The 20,520-nt window shown below is 65.3% G+C and carries 19 protein-coding genes; 13 read left to right on the top strand and 6 right to left on the bottom strand.

Annotated features, from left to right (window positions below; genetic code table 11):
* Positions 1–6: 6 nt before the first annotated feature.
* Together HWY30_RS16155 and HWY30_RS16150 are read right to left on the bottom strand one after the other, a co-directional pair.
* Positions 7–570 (bottom strand): flavin reductase, encoded by a 564-nt coding sequence (locus tag HWY30_RS16155; protein ID WP_090805853.1) that lies wholly within the window; start codon positions 568–570, stop codon positions 7–9.
* Between the two features lie 48 nt (positions 571–618).
* The gene (locus HWY30_RS16150; RefSeq protein WP_090805852.1) at positions 619–2,013 is read right to left on the bottom strand and encodes an LLM class flavin-dependent oxidoreductase; all 1,395 of its coding nucleotides are present in this window, start codon (positions 2,011–2,013) and stop codon (positions 619–621) included.
* A gap of 294 nt (positions 2,014–2,307) precedes the next feature.
* On the opposite strand from HWY30_RS16150, the gene HWY30_RS16145 reads away from it, so the two are divergent.
* On the top strand, positions 2,308–2,598 hold the full coding sequence (locus HWY30_RS16145; RefSeq protein ID WP_090805850.1) for a nucleotidyltransferase family protein: 291 nt from the start codon (positions 2,308–2,310) through the stop codon (positions 2,596–2,598).
* Between the two features lie 199 nt (positions 2,599–2,797).
* The gene (locus HWY30_RS16140) at positions 2,798–3,367 is read left to right on the top strand and encodes a helix-turn-helix domain-containing protein (protein ID WP_090805849.1); all 570 of its coding nucleotides are present in this window, start codon (positions 2,798–2,800) and stop codon (positions 3,365–3,367) included.
* Between the two features lie 18 nt (positions 3,368–3,385).
* Here the strand turns inward: HWY30_RS16140 and HWY30_RS16135 are convergent, their stop codons facing one another.
* A complete protein-coding gene (locus tag HWY30_RS16135; RefSeq protein ID WP_090805847.1) occupies positions 3,386–3,763 on the bottom strand; it encodes a BON domain-containing protein in 378 nt (125 codons plus the stop codon).
* Between the two features lie 961 nt (positions 3,764–4,724).
* Here HWY30_RS16135 and HWY30_RS16130 point away from each other — a divergent pair.
* From HWY30_RS16130 to HWY30_RS16110, 5 genes are all read left to right on the top strand, one after another.
* On the top strand, positions 4,725–5,036 hold the full coding sequence (locus HWY30_RS16130) for a hypothetical protein (protein ID WP_176078901.1): 312 nt from the start codon (positions 4,725–4,727) through the stop codon (positions 5,034–5,036).
* Positions 5,037–5,103: 67 nt separating this feature from the next.
* Positions 5,104–6,231, top strand: coding sequence for a VIT1/CCC1 transporter family protein (locus tag HWY30_RS16125; protein WP_090805846.1), 1,128 nt, complete (start codon positions 5,104–5,106; stop codon positions 6,229–6,231).
* A gap of 270 nt (positions 6,232–6,501) precedes the next feature.
* On the top strand, positions 6,502–7,677 hold the full coding sequence (locus HWY30_RS16120; RefSeq protein ID WP_176078900.1) for a quaternary amine ABC transporter ATP-binding protein: 1,176 nt from the start codon (positions 6,502–6,504) through the stop codon (positions 7,675–7,677).
* Positions 7,670–8,572 carry a choline ABC transporter permease subunit gene (gene choW / locus HWY30_RS16115; RefSeq protein WP_090810035.1) on the top strand — a complete coding sequence of 301 codons (903 nt, stop codon included), beginning with the start codon at positions 7,670–7,672 and terminating at the stop codon, positions 8,570–8,572. The genes HWY30_RS16120 and choW overlap by 8 nt, the downstream gene beginning before the upstream one ends.
* Before the next feature lie 20 nt (positions 8,573–8,592).
* Positions 8,593–9,585, top strand: coding sequence for a GlxA family transcriptional regulator (locus HWY30_RS16110; protein ID WP_090810033.1), 993 nt, complete (start codon positions 8,593–8,595; stop codon positions 9,583–9,585).
* A 31-nt stretch (positions 9,586–9,616) separates the two neighbouring features.
* Here the strand turns inward: HWY30_RS16110 and HWY30_RS16105 are convergent, their stop codons facing one another.
* A complete protein-coding gene (locus HWY30_RS16105) occupies positions 9,617–10,699 on the bottom strand; it encodes a GlxA family transcriptional regulator (protein ID WP_090810031.1) in 1,083 nt (360 codons plus the stop codon).
* Positions 10,700–11,023: 324 nt separating this feature from the next.
* Between HWY30_RS16105 and HWY30_RS16100 the strand changes: the two genes are divergently transcribed.
* The 6 genes from HWY30_RS16100 to HWY30_RS16075 are packed head-to-tail and all read left to right on the top strand — an operon-like array spanning position 11,024 to position 17,995.
* On the top strand, positions 11,024–12,418 hold the full coding sequence (locus tag HWY30_RS16100) for an L-serine ammonia-lyase (RefSeq protein WP_090810029.1): 1,395 nt from the start codon (positions 11,024–11,026) through the stop codon (positions 12,416–12,418).
* 39 nt (positions 12,419–12,457) lie between these two features.
* Positions 12,458–13,702: a sarcosine oxidase subunit beta family protein gene (locus tag HWY30_RS16095; protein ID WP_090810027.1), complete on the top strand. Its 1,245-nt coding sequence runs from the start codon at positions 12,458–12,460 to the stop codon at positions 13,700–13,702.
* Between the two features lie 17 nt (positions 13,703–13,719).
* Positions 13,720–14,055 carry a sarcosine oxidase subunit delta gene (locus HWY30_RS16090; protein ID WP_018425086.1) on the top strand — a complete coding sequence of 112 codons (336 nt, stop codon included), beginning with the start codon at positions 13,720–13,722 and terminating at the stop codon, positions 14,053–14,055.
* Complete coding sequence (locus HWY30_RS16085; protein ID WP_090810025.1) at positions 14,052–17,054, top strand: sarcosine oxidase subunit alpha family protein; 3,003 nt, start codon at positions 14,052–14,054, stop codon at positions 17,052–17,054. Before HWY30_RS16090 ends, HWY30_RS16085 begins: the two co-directional genes overlap by 4 nt.
* Complete coding sequence (locus HWY30_RS16080) at positions 17,044–17,700, top strand: sarcosine oxidase subunit gamma (RefSeq protein WP_090810023.1); 657 nt, start codon at positions 17,044–17,046, stop codon at positions 17,698–17,700. The genes HWY30_RS16085 and HWY30_RS16080 overlap by 11 nt, the downstream gene beginning before the upstream one ends.
* 31 nt (positions 17,701–17,731) lie before the next feature.
* Positions 17,732–17,995: a hypothetical protein gene (locus HWY30_RS16075; RefSeq protein WP_090810021.1), complete on the top strand. Its 264-nt coding sequence runs from the start codon at positions 17,732–17,734 to the stop codon at positions 17,993–17,995.
* A 12-nt stretch (positions 17,996–18,007) separates the two neighbouring features.
* Here the strand turns inward: HWY30_RS16075 and ampC are convergent, their stop codons facing one another.
* Positions 18,008–19,189 (bottom strand): class C beta-lactamase, encoded by a 1,182-nt coding sequence (ampC, locus tag HWY30_RS16070; RefSeq protein WP_090810020.1) that lies wholly within the window; start codon positions 19,187–19,189, stop codon positions 18,008–18,010.
* A 320-nt stretch (positions 19,190–19,509) separates the two neighbouring features.
* On the bottom strand, positions 19,510–20,505 hold the full coding sequence (locus HWY30_RS16065) for a GlxA family transcriptional regulator (RefSeq protein WP_090810018.1): 996 nt from the start codon (positions 20,503–20,505) through the stop codon (positions 19,510–19,512).
* Positions 20,506–20,520 lie beyond the last annotated feature (15 nt).

The raw sequence follows: 20,520 nt of genomic DNA, 5'->3' as shown, positions 1-20,520 counted from the left end.
GCCGCGCTATTCGGCCGGACGATCGCGGCCGGGCCGTTGGCGAGGGTGGGGCGGGGCAGGTGAAGCGGCGGGCGTCGCGTGAACCGAGCGCTCGCCGACGCGATGATAGCGGCGGCCGTAGTAGATCAGCGCATCGCCTGCGCCCTGCGTGCGCGCGGCTTTCACCGCGCAGAAGAACACCGTGTGCGTACCGACTTCGGTCACCGACTCGATCTCGCAGTCAAGCGACGCGAGCGCGTCCTGCAACACCGGTGCGCCGGTTGCGAGGTCGTCCCATTGCGCGGCGGCGAAGCGCTCTTCGATCGCGAGCGCGCTGGTGGCGAAGTGCGCGGCAAGCGCCTGCTGCTCGGCGCGCAGCACGTTCACGCAGAGCTTGCCGTTGCTGCGAAACGCCGCGTTGTTGCGGCTGCTGCGGTTGATGCAAACGAGCAGGGTGGGCGGCTCGTCGGTGACGCCGCAGACCGCCGACGCGGTGCAGCCCGCAAGTCCGGCTTTGCCGTCGCTGCTGATGATGTTGACGGCCGCGCCAAGCCCGGCCATCGCGTCGCGGAACGTGCTCTTGTCAAGCATGGGGACCTCTGCTGGAAGTCGGGGTTCGCCAAAACAACGGTGGTCGAGTTAGCCGCGAGCCTCGTCGTCCGGCGCCGCCGCGCAAGCCGGCGAACGGAAGCGCGCCGCCGTGTGGCTCTCAGGCAGCCGCGCGTGGCCGAACAGCTTTTCGCGCAGCGTGCCGTCACGATACGCGCGCTTGTACGCGCCACGTTCCTGTAGCCGCGGCACGACCAGTTCGATGAAATCGTCGAAGCACTCGGGCACGACGGTGCGCGACAGATTGAAGCCATCGACACCGGTTTCCTCGGTCCACGCGATCAGATCGTCGGCGATTTTGTCGGCTGAACCGACGAGCGGCTGCTGGCGGCTGCCGAGCACCATCTGTTCGAGCAGCTTGCGCTTCGTCCATTGCGGACCGGCCGCGCGCGTCATCGCTTCGACGTTCGACACGATCGCCTGGCTCTTGCCCGTTTCGATCGGCTCGTCGAGGTCGTAGCGCGCGAAGTCGATGCCAAGCGACGCGGCCGCATGCACCAGCGCCGCCTCCGAGCTCACATAGCGGCGGTACTCCTCGAATTTCTCCCGCGCTTCCTGATCGGTGCGGCCGGTGATCACGGTCTGGCCGAGCAGTACCTTGATGTCGTCGGCGCGGCGGCCGCCGGCGACCGCGTGCGCGCGGATGTCGTCGACGATCGTCTTGACCGCCGGCTTCGCCTGGCCGTTGACGAACACACACTCCGCGTGTGCCGCCGCGAACTGTTTGCCGCGCGCGGACGAACCGGCCTGATACAGCACCGGCGTGCGCTGCGGCGACGGCTCCGCGAGGTGCATCGCATCGACGCGGTACTGCTTGCCGTGGTGATGGATCACGTGGACTTTCGACGCGTCCGCATAGACGCCGCGCGCCTTGTCGCGCAGCACCGCGCCGTCTTCCCAACTGCATTCCCACAGCTTGTACACGAGCTCCATGTACTCGTCGGCGAGATCGTAGCGGTCGTCGTGCGCCATCTGGCCGCTCAGGCCGATCGCGCGCGATGCGCTGTCCAGATAGCCGGTCACGATGTTCCAGCCGACCCGGCCGCGCGTCAGATGATCGAGCGTCGACATGCGGCGCGCGAACAGAAACGGCTGCTCGACCGACAGATTCGACGTGACGCCGAACGACAGATGCCGCGTGAGCGCGGCCATCGCCGGAATCAGCAGCGTCGGATCGTTGACCGGCACCTGCACGGCGCCGCCGATTGCCGCGTCCGGGCTGCCGCCGTAGACGTCGTACACGCCGACCACGTCCGCGAAAAAGATGCCGTCGAACAGGCCCGCTTCGAGCTTGCGCGCGTAGTCGGTCCAGTACTGCAGATCCGTGTAGCGCGTGGACTGATCGCGCGGATGGGTCCACAGCCCTTGCTGGACGTGGCCTACGCAGTTCATGTCGAACGCGTTGAGAACGATTTCCTTCGGCATGGTGTGTTCCGGCTGACGAGCGGGTTCGGGCGATGGCGTTGCGTTTAATATAGTGGACGAAAAATCACTATGCAAGACGTTGTCGGCTGGCTGTGCCGGTTGCAGTGGTCGTAGCGGCCTGAACTGGTCTGCGCTGATCCTGGCGCTGCTGCGTCAAAGGTAATCAGCCTGGCGTAGGCCGTGCCGGGGCAGCAAGCCCGCCAACGCAACCGGCATGGCACGGGAGGTGAAGGCATTGCGAGTCTCGACTCAATCGCTTATCGTCTCGATGAGTTTCGATAAGAAAGGATGCCCATGCGACCGTCCGTTGTTCTCGACATGAAGCGCAGCGTAGTGCGCGAAGCGACGAGTCGCTTCCGCGCAGCGAACCCGCGCGTGTTCGGCTCGGTGCTGCACGGCACCGACCGGGACGGCAGCGACCTCGATCTGCTGGTCGATGCGCTGCCAGGGGCGACGCTGTTCGACCTGGGGGGGTTGCAGGATGAACTGGAAGCGCTACTCGGCGTCCACGTCGATCTGCTGACCCCGGCCGACCTGCCGCAGAAGTTCCGGGCCAAGGTGCTTGCGCAGGCGCAGCCGGTATGAACGAGAACCGCTTGCCGGACTACCTCGACCACATGCAGCAAGCCGCAACCGATGCTTGCAGTGCAAACGGCGCTACCAGCGCTACTGAAACAACTGCCTGCTGCGTGCCAGGATGCCGAAGATGAAGACCGCAAGGACGATGGAATGAAGCAATGACCGAGCGGAAGGTGCCCCCCACTTGCGCAACGACGACCCCGCCATGTCCGAAACTTCCGCCATCGATCTGACGCAGGCGATCTCCGCGCGCGTGAAGACCGAGCGCGAGGCGCGCAACTGGTCGCTCGCCGAGCTGGCCGAGCGCTCGGGTGTATCGAAGGCGATGATCAGCAAGATCGAGCGTGGCGAGGCGAGTCCGACCGCGACGGTGCTCGGGCGGCTGTCGGGCGCGTTCGGGCTGACGCTGTCCACGTTGCTCGCACTCGCCGAGCAGACCGGCGAGCGGCTCGTGCGTCATGCGGACCAGCCGCTGTGGGAGGACCCCGAAACCGGCTATACGCGGCGGCGTATTTCACCGCCGACCGGCGGCGTGCTGGAACTGCTCGAAATCGAATTGCCGACTGGGGTGAGAGTGCCTTATCCGTCGGATGCGTTCGTGTTTCAGCATCAGCAGATCTGGGTCACGCAAGGGGTGCTGACGTTTCGCGAGGGCGCGCTGACGCACCGGCTCGAAGCGGGGGATTGTTTGCAACTCGGTGCGCCGGTCGAATGCGAGTTCTTCAATGCGGGCACCGAGGTGTGCAGATACGTGGTGGGCTTGGTGCGGCGCTGAGTTGCGTCCAACTTGTGCTCAGCTCCCGCCACTCCCGCGGGATGGCAGGTTCAGGGTGAGTCTGTTGGTCACCGAGGTCACGCCCGGCACGCCTTTCGCAACATCGCCGGCCTGCTGGATCATGTCGCCCTGAGGCACCGAGCCGGTCAACGTCACCGCGCCGCCGCGCGCCCGCACGAACACGTTCGATACATTGAAGCCGGGCGCTTTACCGAGCGCGTGCCGCACGTCGCGGCCGAGCTTGCGATCCGCCGCACGCGTCGACGGGGCGGTCGGGGCCGGCGCGGCTGCCGTGGCGGCGGGCGCCTGCGCGTCGCTCGCCTGGGCATAGGCGCTGGATGCGGTTGCCACGCACAATGCAATACCGAGCACCTTCAAAAGATTGACTGTTTTCACTGTTTCACCATCCTCGATAAGTTGATGTCGCTTCGTTGCATGTTAGAAACGTCGCGCTTTGTCGAGCAGGTCTGGACTCTGGGAAGCGTCTGTCTTGTAGAGGAGTGGTGGTTTTGGCGCTTCCGGCGCGGTTAAAAGATACTCCTGACGGCGCGGACGTGCCAAAAAACCGAATCGCGGAAGGAGGTGCGTGCGGCTTGATTCCAGCACGGTGAGACACAGGCACCGGCATACGACGCAGCCGACTATAAGCGCGGGCGCGCGGCGGCTAGTTTGTCCCAGAACGACGGAGGTAACGAAATACTCGAATCTCCTTCACCGCCATCTCCGCGGGAAAATTCGACGGACGGACCGAGATAACGGGGCGGCGAATACGGATTCAGCGAGTATCGCAGACCCGTTGACCAGAAAAGATCGGGGACAGGCGTGCTGAACGTGCGCTGTGCAAGCAGCTTCCCGGTTTTTGCATCGAATAGCCTGCCGACATATTCAGGGCTTCCACTGCGGCCCGGAATCCATCGCAACAGGCAAAGCTCTGCCGTGTACAGGCCGTGTACAGGCCGTGGACAGGTGCCGATTTGCGACACTCGCTTCCTTGCGGAGTATGGTCGAACAGACCGAGATAAAGCACGGCAATGAGACCCGCTAACAATGCGACACGCGTAGAGATGCGTTTCATAGATAGAGCACGATCGGCGGAAAGATGTGAATGAAGCGACGGTCCGAGTAGATGATGAAATCGATCCGCGCCACTATTGTTCATGAGTCAATCTCAACAAAACCCGGAGAATTCTGAAAGCGAGGCCGCCGGGGGCCGTCCACGCTCCCGACCCGCATCCCGTTATTTGGCAGTAAGCTCCCGTTGACGGGTTCGCGTGGAGGCTGCGCGACCCGGCGTGTGGTTCACGATTCGCACCCGCAATTCGTACGTTATTGCCAATTTTTTCAGGGGATATCAGTGATGAAGAGCTTCGCCATTAAACGAATCATGCTGGGGGTTTCGGCCGTCGCACTGATGGCCGGTACGATTCCGCTCGCGCTCGCGCAGGGCTCGACGGATGCCGCAGCCCAGGAAGGCGCGACGACGACCACCCCAAAGCCGACCAAGGCCGAGCGCAAGGCAGAGCGCAAACAGGCCCGCGCGAAAAAGAACGCCGAGTTGAAGAAACTCGAAGACGCGGGCTACCAGCCGGCGCAGAACGATCCGAACTATCCGGACAAGCTGCAGGCAGCCCAGAAGAAGGCCGGCGTTGGTGCGCCTGCCAGCCAGTAACGGACAGGCGGACGCCCGGCGTGACATTCATCGTTGATGAGGCGCCGGGCAGTTGCGAGGCGCGATCATGGCAACGAAACATGAAGTGAAACGCTACAAGGCGAATCTCTCCGACGAACTGCACAGCGCCGCCCTCTATGAGACGCTCGCGCAGGTCGAGAAAGACGAGACCCGCAAGCAGGTCTATCAGGATCTCGCGCAATCCGAACACAGCCACGCGCAAGTGTGGGCCGACAAGCTCAGAGCCAATGGCATCGAACCGAAGGGCCGTGGCCATGCGGTCAAGACGCGTCTGATGAAGGGGCTCGTGCGCGTGTGCGGCGCGGACTTCGTGCTGCCGACGCTCGCCGCAGCCGAATACGCGGACCGCAACAAATATCAAGGCCAACGCGACGCGGGCCACATGTCGGCCGACGAACATCATCACGCGGCCGTCGTGCAGACGCTCGCGAGCACCGGCAATGCCAACCTGTCGTCCGGCGCGCGCATTGCCGCGGCCGAGTCGTGGCACAAGGGCGCCGCGGCGGGCAACGATCTGCGCGCGGCGGTTCTCGGCGCGAACGATGGCCTCGTGTCCAACTTCTGCCTGATCATGGGCGTCGCCGGCGCGGGCACCGGCAACAAGGCGATCCTGTTGACCGGCCTCGCCGGGCTGATCGCCGGTGCCTGTTCGATGGCGCTCGGCGAATGGCTGTCGGTCACCAATGCGCGCGAACTCGCGAGCACGCAGATCGCCAAGGAAGCCGAGGAGATCGAAGAACAGCCCGAAGCGGAGGAGCACGAGCTCACGCTGATCTACCGCGCGAAAGGGCTCGACGCGAGCGAGGCGAAACGCGTGGCCTCGCAGATGATGCGCGACAAGGACAAGGCGCTCGACACCCTCACGCGCGAGGAGCTCGGTCTCGATCCGGCGGAACTGGGCGGCAATCCGTGGTCGGCGGCGGGTGTGTCGTTCTGCTTGTTCTCGCTCGGCGCGATTTTCCCGGTGATGCCTTTCCTGTGGACGCGTGGCGTCAGCGCAATCGTTCAGTGTGTCGTGCTGAGCATGCTGGCGCTCGCGTCGATCGGCGTGTTCACGTCGTTGTTCAACGGACGCAGCGCGGGGTTTTCGGCGCTGCGCCAGGTCGTCATCGGGCTCATCGCGGCAGGGTTCACGTTCGGCGTCGGGCGCTTGCTGGGCGTGTCGATTTCCTGAACCCGGCGCCTCTCAGGCGCCTCGCGCCCGCCGCCGTCCGGGAGCGCCGCTTGCTATGTCGCGACACGCTCCGCGCGCGGGCCAACCCGCGTCAATCCTTTCTCCCACAACGTTCTCCCAAGGGTTTGCTCGCCGCGCCGAGCGTCCACGACATGGCCGGGTGTCGCATTTCCTCATGTGGTTGTCGGAATTAGTCGGTTAGCCGCACTTTTTTCTGGCAACTATGTAGGCACAGCGCGGACGGACGTCCGCAAGCGAGGAGAGCACTCGATGAATTCCCCCAAGGTCGTGGTCGAAGGGCTGTGCAAGGTGTTCGGCAGCAACCCGAAACAGGCGCTCGCGATGCTGGCCAGCGGCGCCACGAAAGAAGAGGTGTTTGCCCGCACCGGTCAGATCGTCGGCGTCCACAACGCGTCGTTCGAGGTTCGCGAGGGCGAGATCTTCGTGCTGATGGGCCTGTCCGGCTCGGGCAAGTCGACGCTGATTCGCCTGATCAATCGGCTCGTCGAGCCCAGCGCCGGCAAGGTGCTGATCGACGGCCGCGATGTCGCGGGCGTGCCGCGCGCCGAGCTGACCGCGCTGCGCCGCAAGGACATGAGCATGGTGTTCCAGTCCTTCGCGCTGATGCCGCAGCGCAACGTGCTGGCCAACGCGGCGTTCGGCCTCGAAGTCGCGGGCGTCGGCCGCAAGGAGCGCGAGGCGCGGGCGCTGACGGTGCTCGAACAGGTCGGCCTTGCACCGTTCGCGCAGAAACTGCCGGCCGAGTTGTCGGGCGGCATGCAGCAGCGCGTCGGGCTCGCGCGCGCGCTCGCGGTCAACCCGTCGCTGATGATCATGGACGAGGCGTTCTCCGCGCTCGATCCGCTCAAGCGCAAGGAGATGCAGAACGTGCTGCTCGATCTGCAACGCGAGCAGCAGCGCACGATCCTGTTCGTGTCGCACGATCTCGAGGAGGCGATGCGCATCGGCACGCGCATCGCGATCATGGAAGGCGGCCGTGTGGTGCAGATCGGAACGCCGCGCGAAATCATCAAGAACCCGGCCGACGACTACGTGCGAGCGTTCTTCGAAGGCATCGACACGAGCCGCTATCTGACGGCCGGCGATCTGATGCAGACCGACGACGTGCCGCTGATGCACGCGCCGCAGATCGATGCGTCGAGCGTCGCCGCGACGCTCAACGGCAGCGCCGACTACGCGTTCGTGCTCGATAGCGAGCGCCGGATTCGCGGCTTCGTGTGCCGCGATGCGACGGGCAGCGCGTCGCCGCAGCTCAACCAGATCGAATGCATCCGCCGCAGCGCGCCGCTCGACGACGTGGTCGCGCGCGTGGTGGCGAGCCGCGCGCCGCTGCCGGTCGTCGAAGCGGACGGCTCGTACTGCGGTTCGGTCAACAAGACGAACGTGCTGAACGTTCTCACGCGCCATCGAGGTTCTCATGTCTGAAGTCATTCCAGTTGGCGCGTGGGTCGATCACGGCGTTCACTACCTGCTCGATCACGACGCGCAGACCTTCGACACGATCGGCAAGGTCATCGAGAGTTTCGCCGCGGCGGTCGAGCACGGTTTGCAGGCCGTGCCGATGTGGGCGCTGATGGCGTTTTTCGTCGGCATCGGCTTGTGGCGCGTCGGCTGGCGCTTCGCGCTGTTCACGCTGGCGGCGCTGCTGCTGATCTACGGCACCGGCTTCTGGGATCAGATGGTGATCACGCTCGGCCTCACGCTGTCATCGACGGTGATCAGTCTCGTGCTCGGCGTGCCGCTCGGCATCTGGACGGCGAAGAGCCGCGCCATCGAAATGATCGTGCGCCCGGTGCTCGATCTGATGCAGACGATGCCCGCGTTCGTCTACCTGATTCCGGCCGCGATGCTGTTCGGTCTCGGCCGCGTGCCGGGCATCCTGTCGACGGTGATCTTCGCGATGCCGCCCGCGGTGCGTCTGACCGCGCTCGGCATCAAGCACGTGAATCGCGAAATCGTCGAAGCGGGACAGGCGTTCGGCTGCACGCCGTGGCAACTGCTGTACAAGGTGCAGTTTCCGAACGCGCTGCCGTCGATCATGACCGGCGTGAACCAGACCATCATGATGGCGCTGTCGATGGTGATCATCGCGTCGATGGTCGGCGCGGGCGGCCTTGGAAACGACGTACTCGCGAGCATCCAGCGGCTCGATATCGGACTCGGCTTCGAAAGCGGGATGTCGGTCGTGATGCTGGCGATCATTCTGGACCGCATCACCGAGAGCTTCGGCCGGGCGCCGGGCAAGGTACGCGCGCCCCTGTTCGCCGGTTTGCGCAATGCGATGAAAGTGCGCCGCGAGCCGGCGGCGCAACACGGTTGATGGCCTGATTCGATACGTCCATGAAGCGCGACGCAATCGCCTCCGCCGAAGCCGATGCGCGGCTGTGCGCCGTCGCGCACGTCGGCTTCCTGACGCTGCCGAACTTCTCGATGATCGCGTTCACGAGCGCGGTCGAGGTGCTGCGCATGGCGAACTACGTGGGCCGCGCGCAGCACTACCGGTGGTCCGTGATCACGCCGGACGGCGAGCCGGCGCGCGCGAGCAACGGCATCACGGTGAAACCGACCACCACGCTCGCCGAGGCCGGCATGCCGGACCTGCTGTTCGTGTGCGCGGGCTGGCACGTGCGCGAGTATGTGAACGACGCGGTGATCGCGCTGCTGCGCGAGGCGGCCGCGCACCGCGTGCCGCTCGGCGGGATCTGCACGGGTCCGTATGCGCTGCTCGCGGCCGGGCTGCTCGACGGCTATCGCGCGACCGTGCATTGGGAGGACATGTCGCCGTTGCACCAGCGCTATCCGCATGTGCATTTCGACGACGAACTGTTCGTGATCGACCGCGACCGGCTGACCTGCACCGGCGGAACCGCGCCGCTCGATCTGATGCTGCATCTGGTGGGCATGCGGCTGGGGGCCTCGGTGGCCGCGCAGGTGTCCGAGCAATTCATCGTCGAGCGGATTCGCGGCTCGACCGATTACCAGCACATTCCGGTCGACGCGCGGGTCGGCCTGTCGCGCACCGAACTGATCGAAGTGGTGCGGCTGATGGAAGCGAACATCGAGGAGCCGCTATCGCTCGACGAACTCGCCCGGCTCGTCAACCTGTCGCAGCGTCATTTGCAACGGATGTTCAAGCTATTCCTGAACGTGTCGCCGACGCATTACTACCTGAGCTTGCGGCTGCGCCGCGCGCGCGATCTGCTGCGCAATACCGATGCGTCGATCGCGCGCGTGACCATGGTGTGCGGTTTTCATTCTCCGTGTCATTTCAGCAAGGCCTATCGCGCGCAGTTCGGACATGCGCCGAGCGTCGAGCGGCGCATGCCGGAGTAGCGGGTGCCGCGGCCTCGCATGCCGCGCGGATTCAGATCGCCTGCGCGCGGCCCGGAAACGTTTCGTCGTAGCACGAGCCGTCGTCGGCTTGCTCCGCCGTGCCGCGCTGTTCGCGATACATCATCGGCGGCACGCCGAACTGTTTGCGAAATTCCCGTCCCAGGTGCGAGGCGTCCGAAAAGCCGCAGCTCGACGCGATATCGGCGACGGTTTTGTCTGAGCTCGTCAACAACCACGCGGCGGTGCGCAGGCGCACCTGCTTCGCGTAGGCCTGCGGCGCCTTGCCGGTCTGTGCCTTGAACAGCCGTTCGAGCTGACGCGGCGACAGATCGAGCTTGCCCGCCAGTTGGTCGAGCGGCAGCGCGCGGCCCACGTGCTGCTCCATCAGCAGGATCGCGCGCTTGACCTTCGGATGCGAGGCCGGCGCGAGACCGGGGGGATGAGGCTGCGGCGCGTTGCCTTTCTGCAGGTCGTCGACGAGCAGGATGCGCAGCGCCTTCTGCACCGTGGCGGTTTCGAAATGACGCAGCAGGATCGCGGCGGCGACGTCGATCGACGCGCGGCCGCCGGAACAGGTGATGCGCCGCCGGTCGATCACGAACAGCCGGTCGGCGACCAGCATCTGTTCGTCGACCGACGGAAAGCGCTCGATGAAATCCCAGTAGTGAAACCAGCTCACGCAGATCCGATGGCCGTCGAGCACGCCCGCGCGCATCAGCGAGAACACGCCGGTGCACATGCCGACCAGCGTCGCGTCGCGGGCGGCGACGCGGCGGATGAACGCGAGCGTCGCCTCGCTCGCGGCCGGCCCCGAGTGCAGCAGTCCGCCGACCACCACCACGTAGTCGAACTTCCCGGCGGTCTCGAAGGTTTCCCACGGCGTGATCTGGATGCCGCAACTCGCCCGCACCGGGGCCAGGGTTTCCCCGATCACGCTCCACGAACAGCGCACCGGCTTGCTGAAGTCGCCTTCGTCGGCGGACAGGCGCAGCAGGTCGACGAAACCCGCGAATGCGGTCAGCGTGAAGTTCGGCAGCAGGACAATGCCGAAGCGGATGCGCTGCTTCGTGGCTGTGTCGAGTGAGGGAGGGGCAAGCGTTTCAGCGGAATTCATGCGCGCGGCGGGTCGGTGAAAAGAACGGCGAAAGAGGAACGAACGTTGACCGAAACGGTGAAGCGAGGATAGCACCACGGACCTTCAGCATTGCCGGCCGCAATCGGGCCGCCTGTCGCAAATGCGTCCCAAGTCATCGCAAATGCGCCGGAAGACCCGCCTGGCGGTTCACCTGACGACGCCATCCCATTGCGATGCCGTTTTTATTCTATCGATCCGGCCCGGCGTGCGGTGCAATAGACGCACATTCCGTCCGGGCGCATGAGTCGAGTCGAAGCGCTTCCGGCCATCGCAACACGCAAGACACAACGCACGAGGCACGCCATGAACGTCAGCGTCTTCGATCTGTTCAAGATCGGCATCGGTCCATCCAGCTCGCACACGGTCGGGCCGATGATCGCCGCATGCCGCTTCGCATCGCACATCGAGGACGCGAATCTGCTCGGCTTCGTGCGGCGCGTCAGAGCCGAGCTGTTCGGCTCGCTCGGCGCGACCGGCAAGGGCCACGGCACCGACAAGGCGGTGCTGCTCGGCCTCGAAGGCAATCTGCCCGACCGGCTCGATCCTGAGCTGATCGAGCCGCGGCTGCGCGCGATCCGCGAGACCCGCCAGCTCGTGCTGCTCGGCAAGCATCCGGTCGCGTTCGACGAGCGCGAACATGTCGGCTTCTTGCGCAAGCTGATGCCGGGCGCGCCGGGCTCGGGCGTCGTGCATCCGAACGGCATGCGCTTCCAGGCCTTCGACGAGAACGGTCAACTGCTCGTCGAAAAAGAGTACTTCTCGATCGGCGGCGGCTTCGTCGTCAATCGCGACGGCGATCGCGTGAACGGCCGGCGCGCCAACGCGGAGGTGCCGTATCCGTTTCGCACCGGCGACGATCTGATGCGCGTGTGCCGCGAAAGCGGCCTGTCCATCGCCGAAGTGACGTTGCGCAACGAATGCGCGACCCGGCCCGAGCCCGACGTGCGCGAGGGCCTGCTGGCGATCTGGCGCACGATGGCCGCATGTGTCGAGCGCGGTTGCAAGGCGCGCGGCGAGTTGCCCGGCCCGATGCACGTGAAGCGTCGCGCGGCCGAGCTGTGCGAGCGCTTGCGCGCACGCTCGGAGGAATCGCTGCGCGACCCGCTGTCGATGCTCGACTGGGTCAACCTGTACGCGATGGCCGTCAACGAGGAGAACGCCGCGGGCGGCCGGGTCGTCACCGCGCCGACCAATGGCGCGGCCGGCGTGATCCCGGCAGTGCTGCACTACTACGTGAAATTCATGCATGCGGCGAACGACGCCGGCATCGTCGACTTCCTGCTGACCGCCGCGGCGATCGGCATCATCTACAAGGAAACGGCGTCGATCTCCGGCGCCGAGGTGGGCTGCCAGGGCGAAGTGGGCGTGGCCTGCTCGATGGCCGCCGCCGCGCTTGCGGCCGTGATGGGCGGCACGCCCACCCAGGTCGAGAACGCCGCCGAAATCGGCATGGAACACAACCTCGGCATGACCTGCGATCCGGTCGGCGGGCTGGTGCAGATTCCGTGCATCGAGCGTAACGCGATGGGCGCGATCAAGGCGATCAACGCGGCCCGCCTCGCGATGAAGGGCGACGGCAAGCACGTGGTGTCGCTCGACAGTGTGATCCGCACCATGCGCGAAACCGGCGCCGACATGAAGACGAAATACAAGGAGACGTCGCGCGGCGGACTGGCCGTGAACGTCATCGAGTGTTGAACCGCTACACCGCATCTGCAAAACCGCAAAGGAACGACGATGAGCCGCTATTCGATATTCAGCCTGCTACGCAACGGGATGTCGTATCACGAGAACTGGGAGCGGCAATGGCGCAGCCCCGAGCCTAAACGTGAATACGACGTCGTGATCGTCGGCGGCGGCGGGCACGGTCTCGCGACCGCGTACTACCTCGCGAAGGAGCATGGCGTGCGCAATGTCGCGGTGCTCGAGAAGGGCTGGATCGGCGGCGGCAACACCGCGCGCAATACGACGATCGTGCGGTCGAACTACCTGTGGGACGAATCCGCCGCGCTCTACGAGAAGGCGATGAAGCTGTGGGAAGGGCTCGCGCAGGATTTGAACTACAACGTGATGTTCAGCCAGCGCGGCGTGATGAATCTCGCGCATACGCTGCAGGACGTGCGCGACACCGAACGCCGCGTCAACGCGAACCGCCTGAACGGCGTCGACGCCGAATTTCTCACGCCCGCGCAGATCAAGGAACTCGAGCCGACCATCAATCTGAACAGCCGCTACCCGGTGCTCGGCGCATCGATCCAGCGGCGCGGCGGCGTGGCGCGGCACGATGCGGTGGCGTGGGGCTTCGCGCGCGGCGCCGATCAGGCCGGCGTCGATATCGTGCAGAACTGCCAGGTCGTCGGCATTCGCCGCGACGGCAGCCAGGTGACGGGCGTCGACACGACGAAGGGTTTCATCAAGGCGAAGAAGGTCGCGGTGGTCGCGGCCGGCAACACGTCGACGCTCGCCGACATGGCCGGCGTGCGGCTGCCGCTCGAAAGCCATCCGTTGCAGGCGCTGGTGTCGGAGCCGATCAAGCCGGTCGTCAACACGGTCGTGATGTCGAATGCGGTCCACGCGTATATCAGCCAGTCCGACAAGGGCGATCTCGTGATCGGCGCGGGCGTCGATCAGTACACCGGATTTGGGCAGCGCGGCAGCTTCCAGGTCATCGAGGGCACGCTCGAGGCGATCGTCGAAATGTTCCCGGTGTTTTCCCGCGTGCGGATGAACCGGCAGTGGGGCGGCATCGTCGACGTGTCGCCGGACGCGTGCCCGATCATCAGCAAGACCGATGTGAAGGGGCTGTATTTCAACTGCGGTTGGGGAACGGGCGGCTTCAAGGCGACGCCCGGCTCGGGATGGGTCTATGCGCACACGATCGCGAAGGACGAACCCCATCCGTTGAACGCGCCGTTTTCGCTGGACCGGTTCTATACCGGTCATCTGATCGATGAGCATGGCGCTGCCGCCGTGGCCCACTAGTCGACAAGGAGACACAGATGCTGCTGATCGAATGCCCTTGGTGCGGTCCCCGCGCCGAAACCGAATTCTCGTGCGGCGGCGAGGCGGACATCGCCCGCCCGCTCGACACGGACAAGCTCACCGACAAAGAATGGGGCGACTACCTTTTCATGCGCAAGAACCCGCGCGGCGTGCATCGCGAGCAATGGTTCCACACGCAGGGCTGCCGCCGCTGGTTCAAGGCGCAGCGCGACACCGTCAGCTATGCGTTCCAGGGCTATCAGACGTTCGAGCGTCCGTTGCTGGCGCTGGACAGTACCGATACACAGGCAGCAAACGCACAGGTAAAGGCACAAGAGGGCAAAGCATCATGAGCCAGAAAGACCGACTCCCGACCGGCGGGCGCATCAATCGCGCGATCGCGCTGAGCTTCACGTTCAACGGCGTCGAGTATCAGGGTTATCAAGGCGATACGCTCGCGTCCGCATTGCTCGCGAACGGCATGCATTTCGTCGCGCGCAGCTGGAAATATCATCGGCCGCGCGGCATCGTGACCGCGGGCGTCGAGGAGCCGAACGCGGTCGTGCAGCTCGAGACCGGCGCCTATACGGTGCCGAACGCGCGCGCCACCGAAGTGGAGTTGTACCAGGGGCTCGTCGCGAGCAGCGTGAACGCGAAACCGAGCATCGAGAAGGACCGCATGGCGATCAACCAGAAGATCGCGCGCTTCATTCCGGCGGGCTTCTACTACAAGACCTTCATGTGGCCGCGCAAACTCTGGCTGAAGTACGAGGAAGCGATTCGCGACGCGGCCGGCCTCGGCACCGCGCCGCGACAGCGCGACGCGGACCGCTACGACAAGTGCTTCGCGCATTGCGACGTGCTGGTCGTCGGCGGCGGCCCGACCGGGCTCGCGGCCGCGCACGCGGCGGCCTTGTCCGGCGCGCGCGTGACGCTCGTCGACGATCAGCCCGAGCTGGGCGGCTCGCTGCTGTCCTGCGGCGCGGAGATCGACGGCAAGCCCGCGCTGCGGTGGGTGCAGAAAATCGAGGACGAATTGCGGCGGTTGCCCGATGTGAAGATCCTGAGCCGCAGCACCGCGTTCGGCTATCAGGACCACAATCTCGTCACGGTCACCCAGCGCCTGACCGATCATCTGCCCGTGTCGCAGCGCAAGGGCACGCGCGAACTGCTGTGGAAGATCCGCGCGAAACGCGTGATTCTCGCGACCGGCGCGCATGAACGGCCGATCGTGTTCGGCAACAACGATCTGCCTGGCGTGATGCTCGCGTCGGCGGTGTCGAGCTATCTGCATCGGTATGCGGTACTGCCGGGACGCAATGCGATCGTGTTCACGAACAACGACGACGGCTATCAATGCGCGCTCGACCTGAAAGCGGCCGGCGCGCAGGTGAGCGTCATCGATCCGCGCGCGGGCGAATCGAAGGGCACGCTGCCCGCGCTCGCGCGCCGCCATGGCATCAAGGTGCTGAACGGCACGGTCGTCACGGCGGCGCATGGCAAGCTGCGCGTCGCGTCGGTGTCGCTCGCCTCGTATGCGAAAGGGCAAATCACCGCTCAGCAGGGCCAACTGCCGTGCGATCTGCTCGCGATGTCGGGTGGCTGGAGCCCAGTGCTGCATCTGTTCGCGCAGTCGGGCGGCAAGGCCCATTGGCATGACGACAAGGCCTGCTTCGTGCCGGGCAAGGCGGTCCAGCCTGAGACCAGCGTCGGCGCCTGCGCGGGCGACTTCACGCTCGGCCAGGGCATCCGCTTCGCGCTCGACGCCGGCGTCGAAGCGGCGCGCGCCGCCGGGCACATCGTCGCGCGGCCAAAGCCGGTGCAGGTCGCCGAACTGAGCGAAACGAATCTGGAACCGCTGTGGCTCGTCGGCGGACGCGAGTTGGCCACGCGCGGGCCCAAGCAGTTCGTCGATTTCCAGAACGACGTCGCGGCGGCCGATATCTTCCTCGCGGCGCGCGAAGGCTTCGAATCCGTCGAACACGTGAAGCGCTACACCGCGATGGGCTTCGGCACCGACCAGGGCAAGCTCGGCAACATCAACGGCATGGCGATTCTCGCCCAGGCGCTCGGTAAGACCATTCCCGAGACCGGCACGACGACGTTCCGGCCGAACTACACGCCGGTCACGTTCGGCACTTTCGCCGGCCGGGAATTGGGCGAATTGCTCGATCCGGTGCGCAAGACGGCGGTGCACGAATGGCACGTGGAACACGGCGCGGCGTTCGAGGACGTCGGCAACTGGAAGCGTCCGTGGTATTACCCGAAAGCGGGCGAGGATCTGCACGCGGCGGTTGCGCGCGAAGCGCTCGCGGTGCGCACGAGCGTCGGCATCCTCGATGCGTCGACGCTAGGCAAGATCGATATTCAGGGCCCCGATTCCGCGAAACTGTTGAACTGGGTGTACACGAATCCGTGGACCAAGCTCGAAGTCGGCAAGTGCCGCTACGGCCTGATGCTCGACGAAAACGGCATGATCTTCGACGACGGCGTGACCGTGCGCCTCGCCGAGCAGCACTACATGATGACGACCACCACCGGCGGCGCGGCGCGTGTGCTCACGTGGCTCGAACGCTGGCTGCAAACCGAATGGCCCGACCTGCGCGTGCGGCTCGCGTCGGTCACCGATCACTGGGCTACTTTTGCGGTAGTCGGCCCGATGAGCCGCAAGGTGCTGCAAAAGGTCTGCGACGACATCGAGTTCGCGAACGCGGCGTTTCCTTTCATGACGTATCGTGAAGGCACCGTCGCGGGCGCGGCGGCGCGCGTGATGCGCATCAGCTTCTCGGGCGAACTCGCGTATGAGGTGAACGTGCCGGCCAACGTCGGACGCGCGGTGTGGGAAGCGTTGATGGCCGCGGGCGCGGAGTTCGACATCACGCCGTACGGCACCGAGACGATGCACGTGCTGCGCGCGGAGAAGGGCTACATCATCGTCGGCCAGGATACGGACGGCTCGATGACGCCGCACGACCTCGGCATGGGCGGGCTCGTCGCGAAGTCGAAGGACTTTCTCGGCAAGCGCTCGCTCGCCCGCTCGGACACCGCGAAGGCGGGACGCAAGCAACTGGTCGGGCTGCTCGCGGAGGATGCGTCGTTCGTGATACCCGAGGGCTCGCAGATCGTCGCCGGTCCGTTCCAGGGCGACACCGCGCCGATGCTCGGGCACGTCACGTCGAGCTATTACAGCCCGATTCTGCAACGCTCGATCGCGATGGCGGTCGTCAAGGGCGGTCTCGACAAGATCGGCACGACCGTCACGATTCCGCTCGCGAGCGGCAAACAGATCGCGGCGAAGATCGCGAGTCCGGTGTTCTACGACAGCGAAGGAGCACGTCAACATGTGGAATGAAACAGGCGGGACGGTGTCCATCGTGGACCGCACGCTCGGGCGGCAAAACGGCGCGTGGCAGGAGTCGCCGCTGGTCGGTGTGGATGGGCTGCTGAAACAGCATCAGGCCAACGCGACTGCCGCGTTCCGGCTCGGCGAGCGGCCATTTCTCGAACTCGTGAACGTGCGCGGCGATACGCGCGACTCGGCGTTCATTCGCGCGGTGGAACAGGTGATCGGCTGCAAGCCGCCGGAGAAGCCGAACACCGTCGCGCGCGGCAACGGCTACGACATGGTCTGGCTCGGCCCGGACGAATGGCTCGTGCGTTCGGAAACCGCGCACGATGCGACGCGCACGGCGCCGTTGCAGGCGAAGCTCGGCGCGGCGTTCGCGGGCGTGTTCGCATCGGCGGTCGATGTGGGCAGCGGCTATACGGTGCTCGAAATCACCGGCACGCGCACGCGCGACGTGCTCGCGCGCGGCTGTCCACTCGATCTGCATCCCAAACTTTTCGGGGTGGGGCAGTGCGCGCAGAGCCACTATTTCAAGGCGTCGATTACGTTGCTGCCCACGGGCGCCGACAGTTTCGACATCGTCGTGCGTCGCAGTTTCGCGGATTACTTCGTCAGGATCATGCTCGACGCCGCCGAGCCGTTGATGTGCTGAGCGACGCGCGCTTCGCTTTGCCGATTTCGCCATGACGTCGGCACGCGCGGCCACCTCGCTTCTCACGGCACGCGCGTGCGATGAGCGCGATGCCGGCGCCGCGCTCGCGCTGCTCGATCAAAGTATCGCGCTGCGTCATCGGCGCATTGCGCTGATCCGCTATCTGCTCGCGCGGGAGCTCGGTGCGCCGCTCGAAGCGCGGCATCATGCGTACGTCGAGAAAATCGCGGCCCGTCTGAGCGCGGATGCGCTCGCGCGGATCGCCAGCACAGCGCGTGCGCGGCTGCGCCCGTAAGTCCACGCCGTATCAGGGCTTGCCGCCATCCAGCGCCGTGAGGATCTGATGCGCGGCGCTCACGCGCGCTTCGTTCGGGAAATTGCGGTTGGCGAGCATCACGATACCGATGCGCTTTTGCGGCACGAACGCGACATACGCGCCGAAGCCGTTGGTCGATCCGGTCTTGTTGATCCAGACGTTCTGCTGCGGCGGCAGCGGCGGTTTGATTGCGGTCGACGGCGTGCCGTTGAGGACCATCTCCGGCGAATTGCCGGCCAGCAAGGTCGGCAACGCGACCGGATACGGGTACTGCTCCCAGATCAGATCCTGAGTCAGCACCCCGGCCTGGAAGTAGCCGGTATGCGTGTCCGTGATCGCGCGCTGCCACTGACTGTCGAGCGGAATCAGGTTCATGTTGGCCTGCACGTAACGCAGCATATCCGCGGCGGTCGACTTCACCCCGTACGCTTCGGCGGAAATCACGCCGCCCGTCAGGCGGATCGGCGCACCGTCTTTCGCATAGCCCTGCGCGTAGTCCGGCATTTTCGCCGCGGGCACGTCGATATAGGTGCTCTTCATACCGAGCGCCGGAAACACGCGTTGCTGCATCAGCACGGTGAAATCCTGTCCCATGGTCTTCGCGGTGATCAGGCCGAGCGTGCCGATGCCGGGATTCGAGTAGGTGCGGAACGTGCCGGGCGCATGAGCGGGCTCCCAGTCGTGGAAGTACCGCAGCAATTGCGCGTCGTTATGGATGTCGCCCGGCACCTGGAGCGGCAGACCGCCAGGCGTGTGCGTGCCGAGGTTCAGCAGGCTGACTTTGCCGAACGGGCGGCCGCGCAGCGTCGGCAGATAGCGCTCCGTGCCATCCGACAACGACAGCTTGCCGTCGAGCTGCGCATACGACGCGAGCGTCGCCGTGAAGGTCTTGCTGACCGAGCCGAGTTCGAACAGCGTATCGCGTGTGACCGGCTTGCCGGTTTGCGTCGATGCGACGCCGTAGTTGTAGACGTAGGGCTTGCCGTCGTCGATCACGCCGATCGCCATGCCGGCGATATGGTACTTCGCCATCAGCGGCCTGATCGCGGCATCGATGGTGGGTTGGAGTTGCGCGGCGGTGGGCTCGGCCGCGTGGCCGACGGGCGAGATCGCGCAGAGCGTGAACAGCGCGAACGTGGCGGTTGTTATCAGTTTGAGCGTTCGGGTCTTCATGGCAAACGGGTCCTCGGTCGGGGGAGTGTGAATCGGTGGATCGGCGATTCGGCTGAGGCAGCACTATCGGGCTTTTGCGAACCGCTGGCAAACGAGGATATGTTGCGCGGGGGTAAAGAAAAAGTTGTAGGCCGCTACGCTGGTGAAACGGTGCGCCGCGCAGCATGTGCGGCGTGCCGCTCACGAACATGGAGACGTCGACGGCGGCGCGCCGAAGAAGTTTGTGATCGACCCGCGCGGGTTGTTGAAGGCGGCTTGAGTTTGGTTGGCCGCTAAAGCGCTGCGTGGCCTGCCGGGCACGCGGCGCTTCTGTTCATTGATCAAGCCGCCATCACTGGCGCACCGGATAGCGAAGGCACCTGCTTGCGACGCTCGCGCGTCGGCGCGGTGCCGAACGCATCGCGATAGCTCTTCGAGAAGTGGCAGGCCGACTGGAAGCCGCAGGCCATCGTGATGTGCATGATCGACATGTCGGTCTGCAACAGCAGCTCGCGCGCGCGCCGCAGGCGCAGTGTCAGATAGTAGTGCGTCGGCGTCATGCCCAGATGTTCGCGGAACAGCCGTTGCAACTGCCGTTGCGACATGCCGGCGAGGCGCGCCAGTTCTTCGCGCGACAGCGGCTCCTCGATGTTGTTCTCCATCAGCGAGATCACTTCGAACAGCGACTTGTTGGCCGAGCCGAGCCGCGCGACGAGCGGCATCTTCTGCTGCGCGCTGGTGTCGCGCACGTGTTCGACGATGAACTGCTCGGCGATCTGCGTGACCCGAGCGGTGCCAACACGCGGCGCGATCAGGTTCAGCATCATGTCGAGCGGCGCGACGCCGCCGGTACAGGTCACGCGATCGCGATCGATCACGAACAGCTCTTTCAGAAAGCGCGTATCGGGAAACTCTTCCTTCAGCGCCGACATGTTTTCCCAATGAATCGCACACGCATAACCGGCCAGTAGGCCGCCGCGCGCGAGCGCATAGGTGCCCGTGCAAAGACTGCCCAGCACGCAGCCCATGCGCGCGAAACGGCGCAGCGCGGACAGATGCTCGGCGGTGGTGGAGCGCTGCACGTCGATGCCGCCGACCACGAACACGATATCGGGTTGCCCGACGCATTCGACCGGCCCCGTATCGACGGATAGCCCGTTGCTCGCCATGACCGGCCCGCCGGCGGGACTCACGATCGACCAGCGGTAAAGCGTCTGGCCCGTCAGATAGTTCGCCATGCGTAGCACTTCGATCGCGTTCGAGAAGGCGATCATCGTGAAGTTGGGGACCGGCATGAATGCGAAATGCGACAACGATGCCGTGCGATCGGTGGACATGGGAACGGTGATTCC

Source organism: Paraburkholderia tuberum STM678, assembly GCF_902833905.1.
Lineage (GTDB): Bacteria > Pseudomonadota > Gammaproteobacteria > Burkholderiales > Burkholderiaceae > Paraburkholderia > Paraburkholderia tuberum.
The sequence above is the reverse complement of the archived record's forward strand: the minus strand, read 5'-3'. Positions and strand labels throughout refer to the sequence as shown.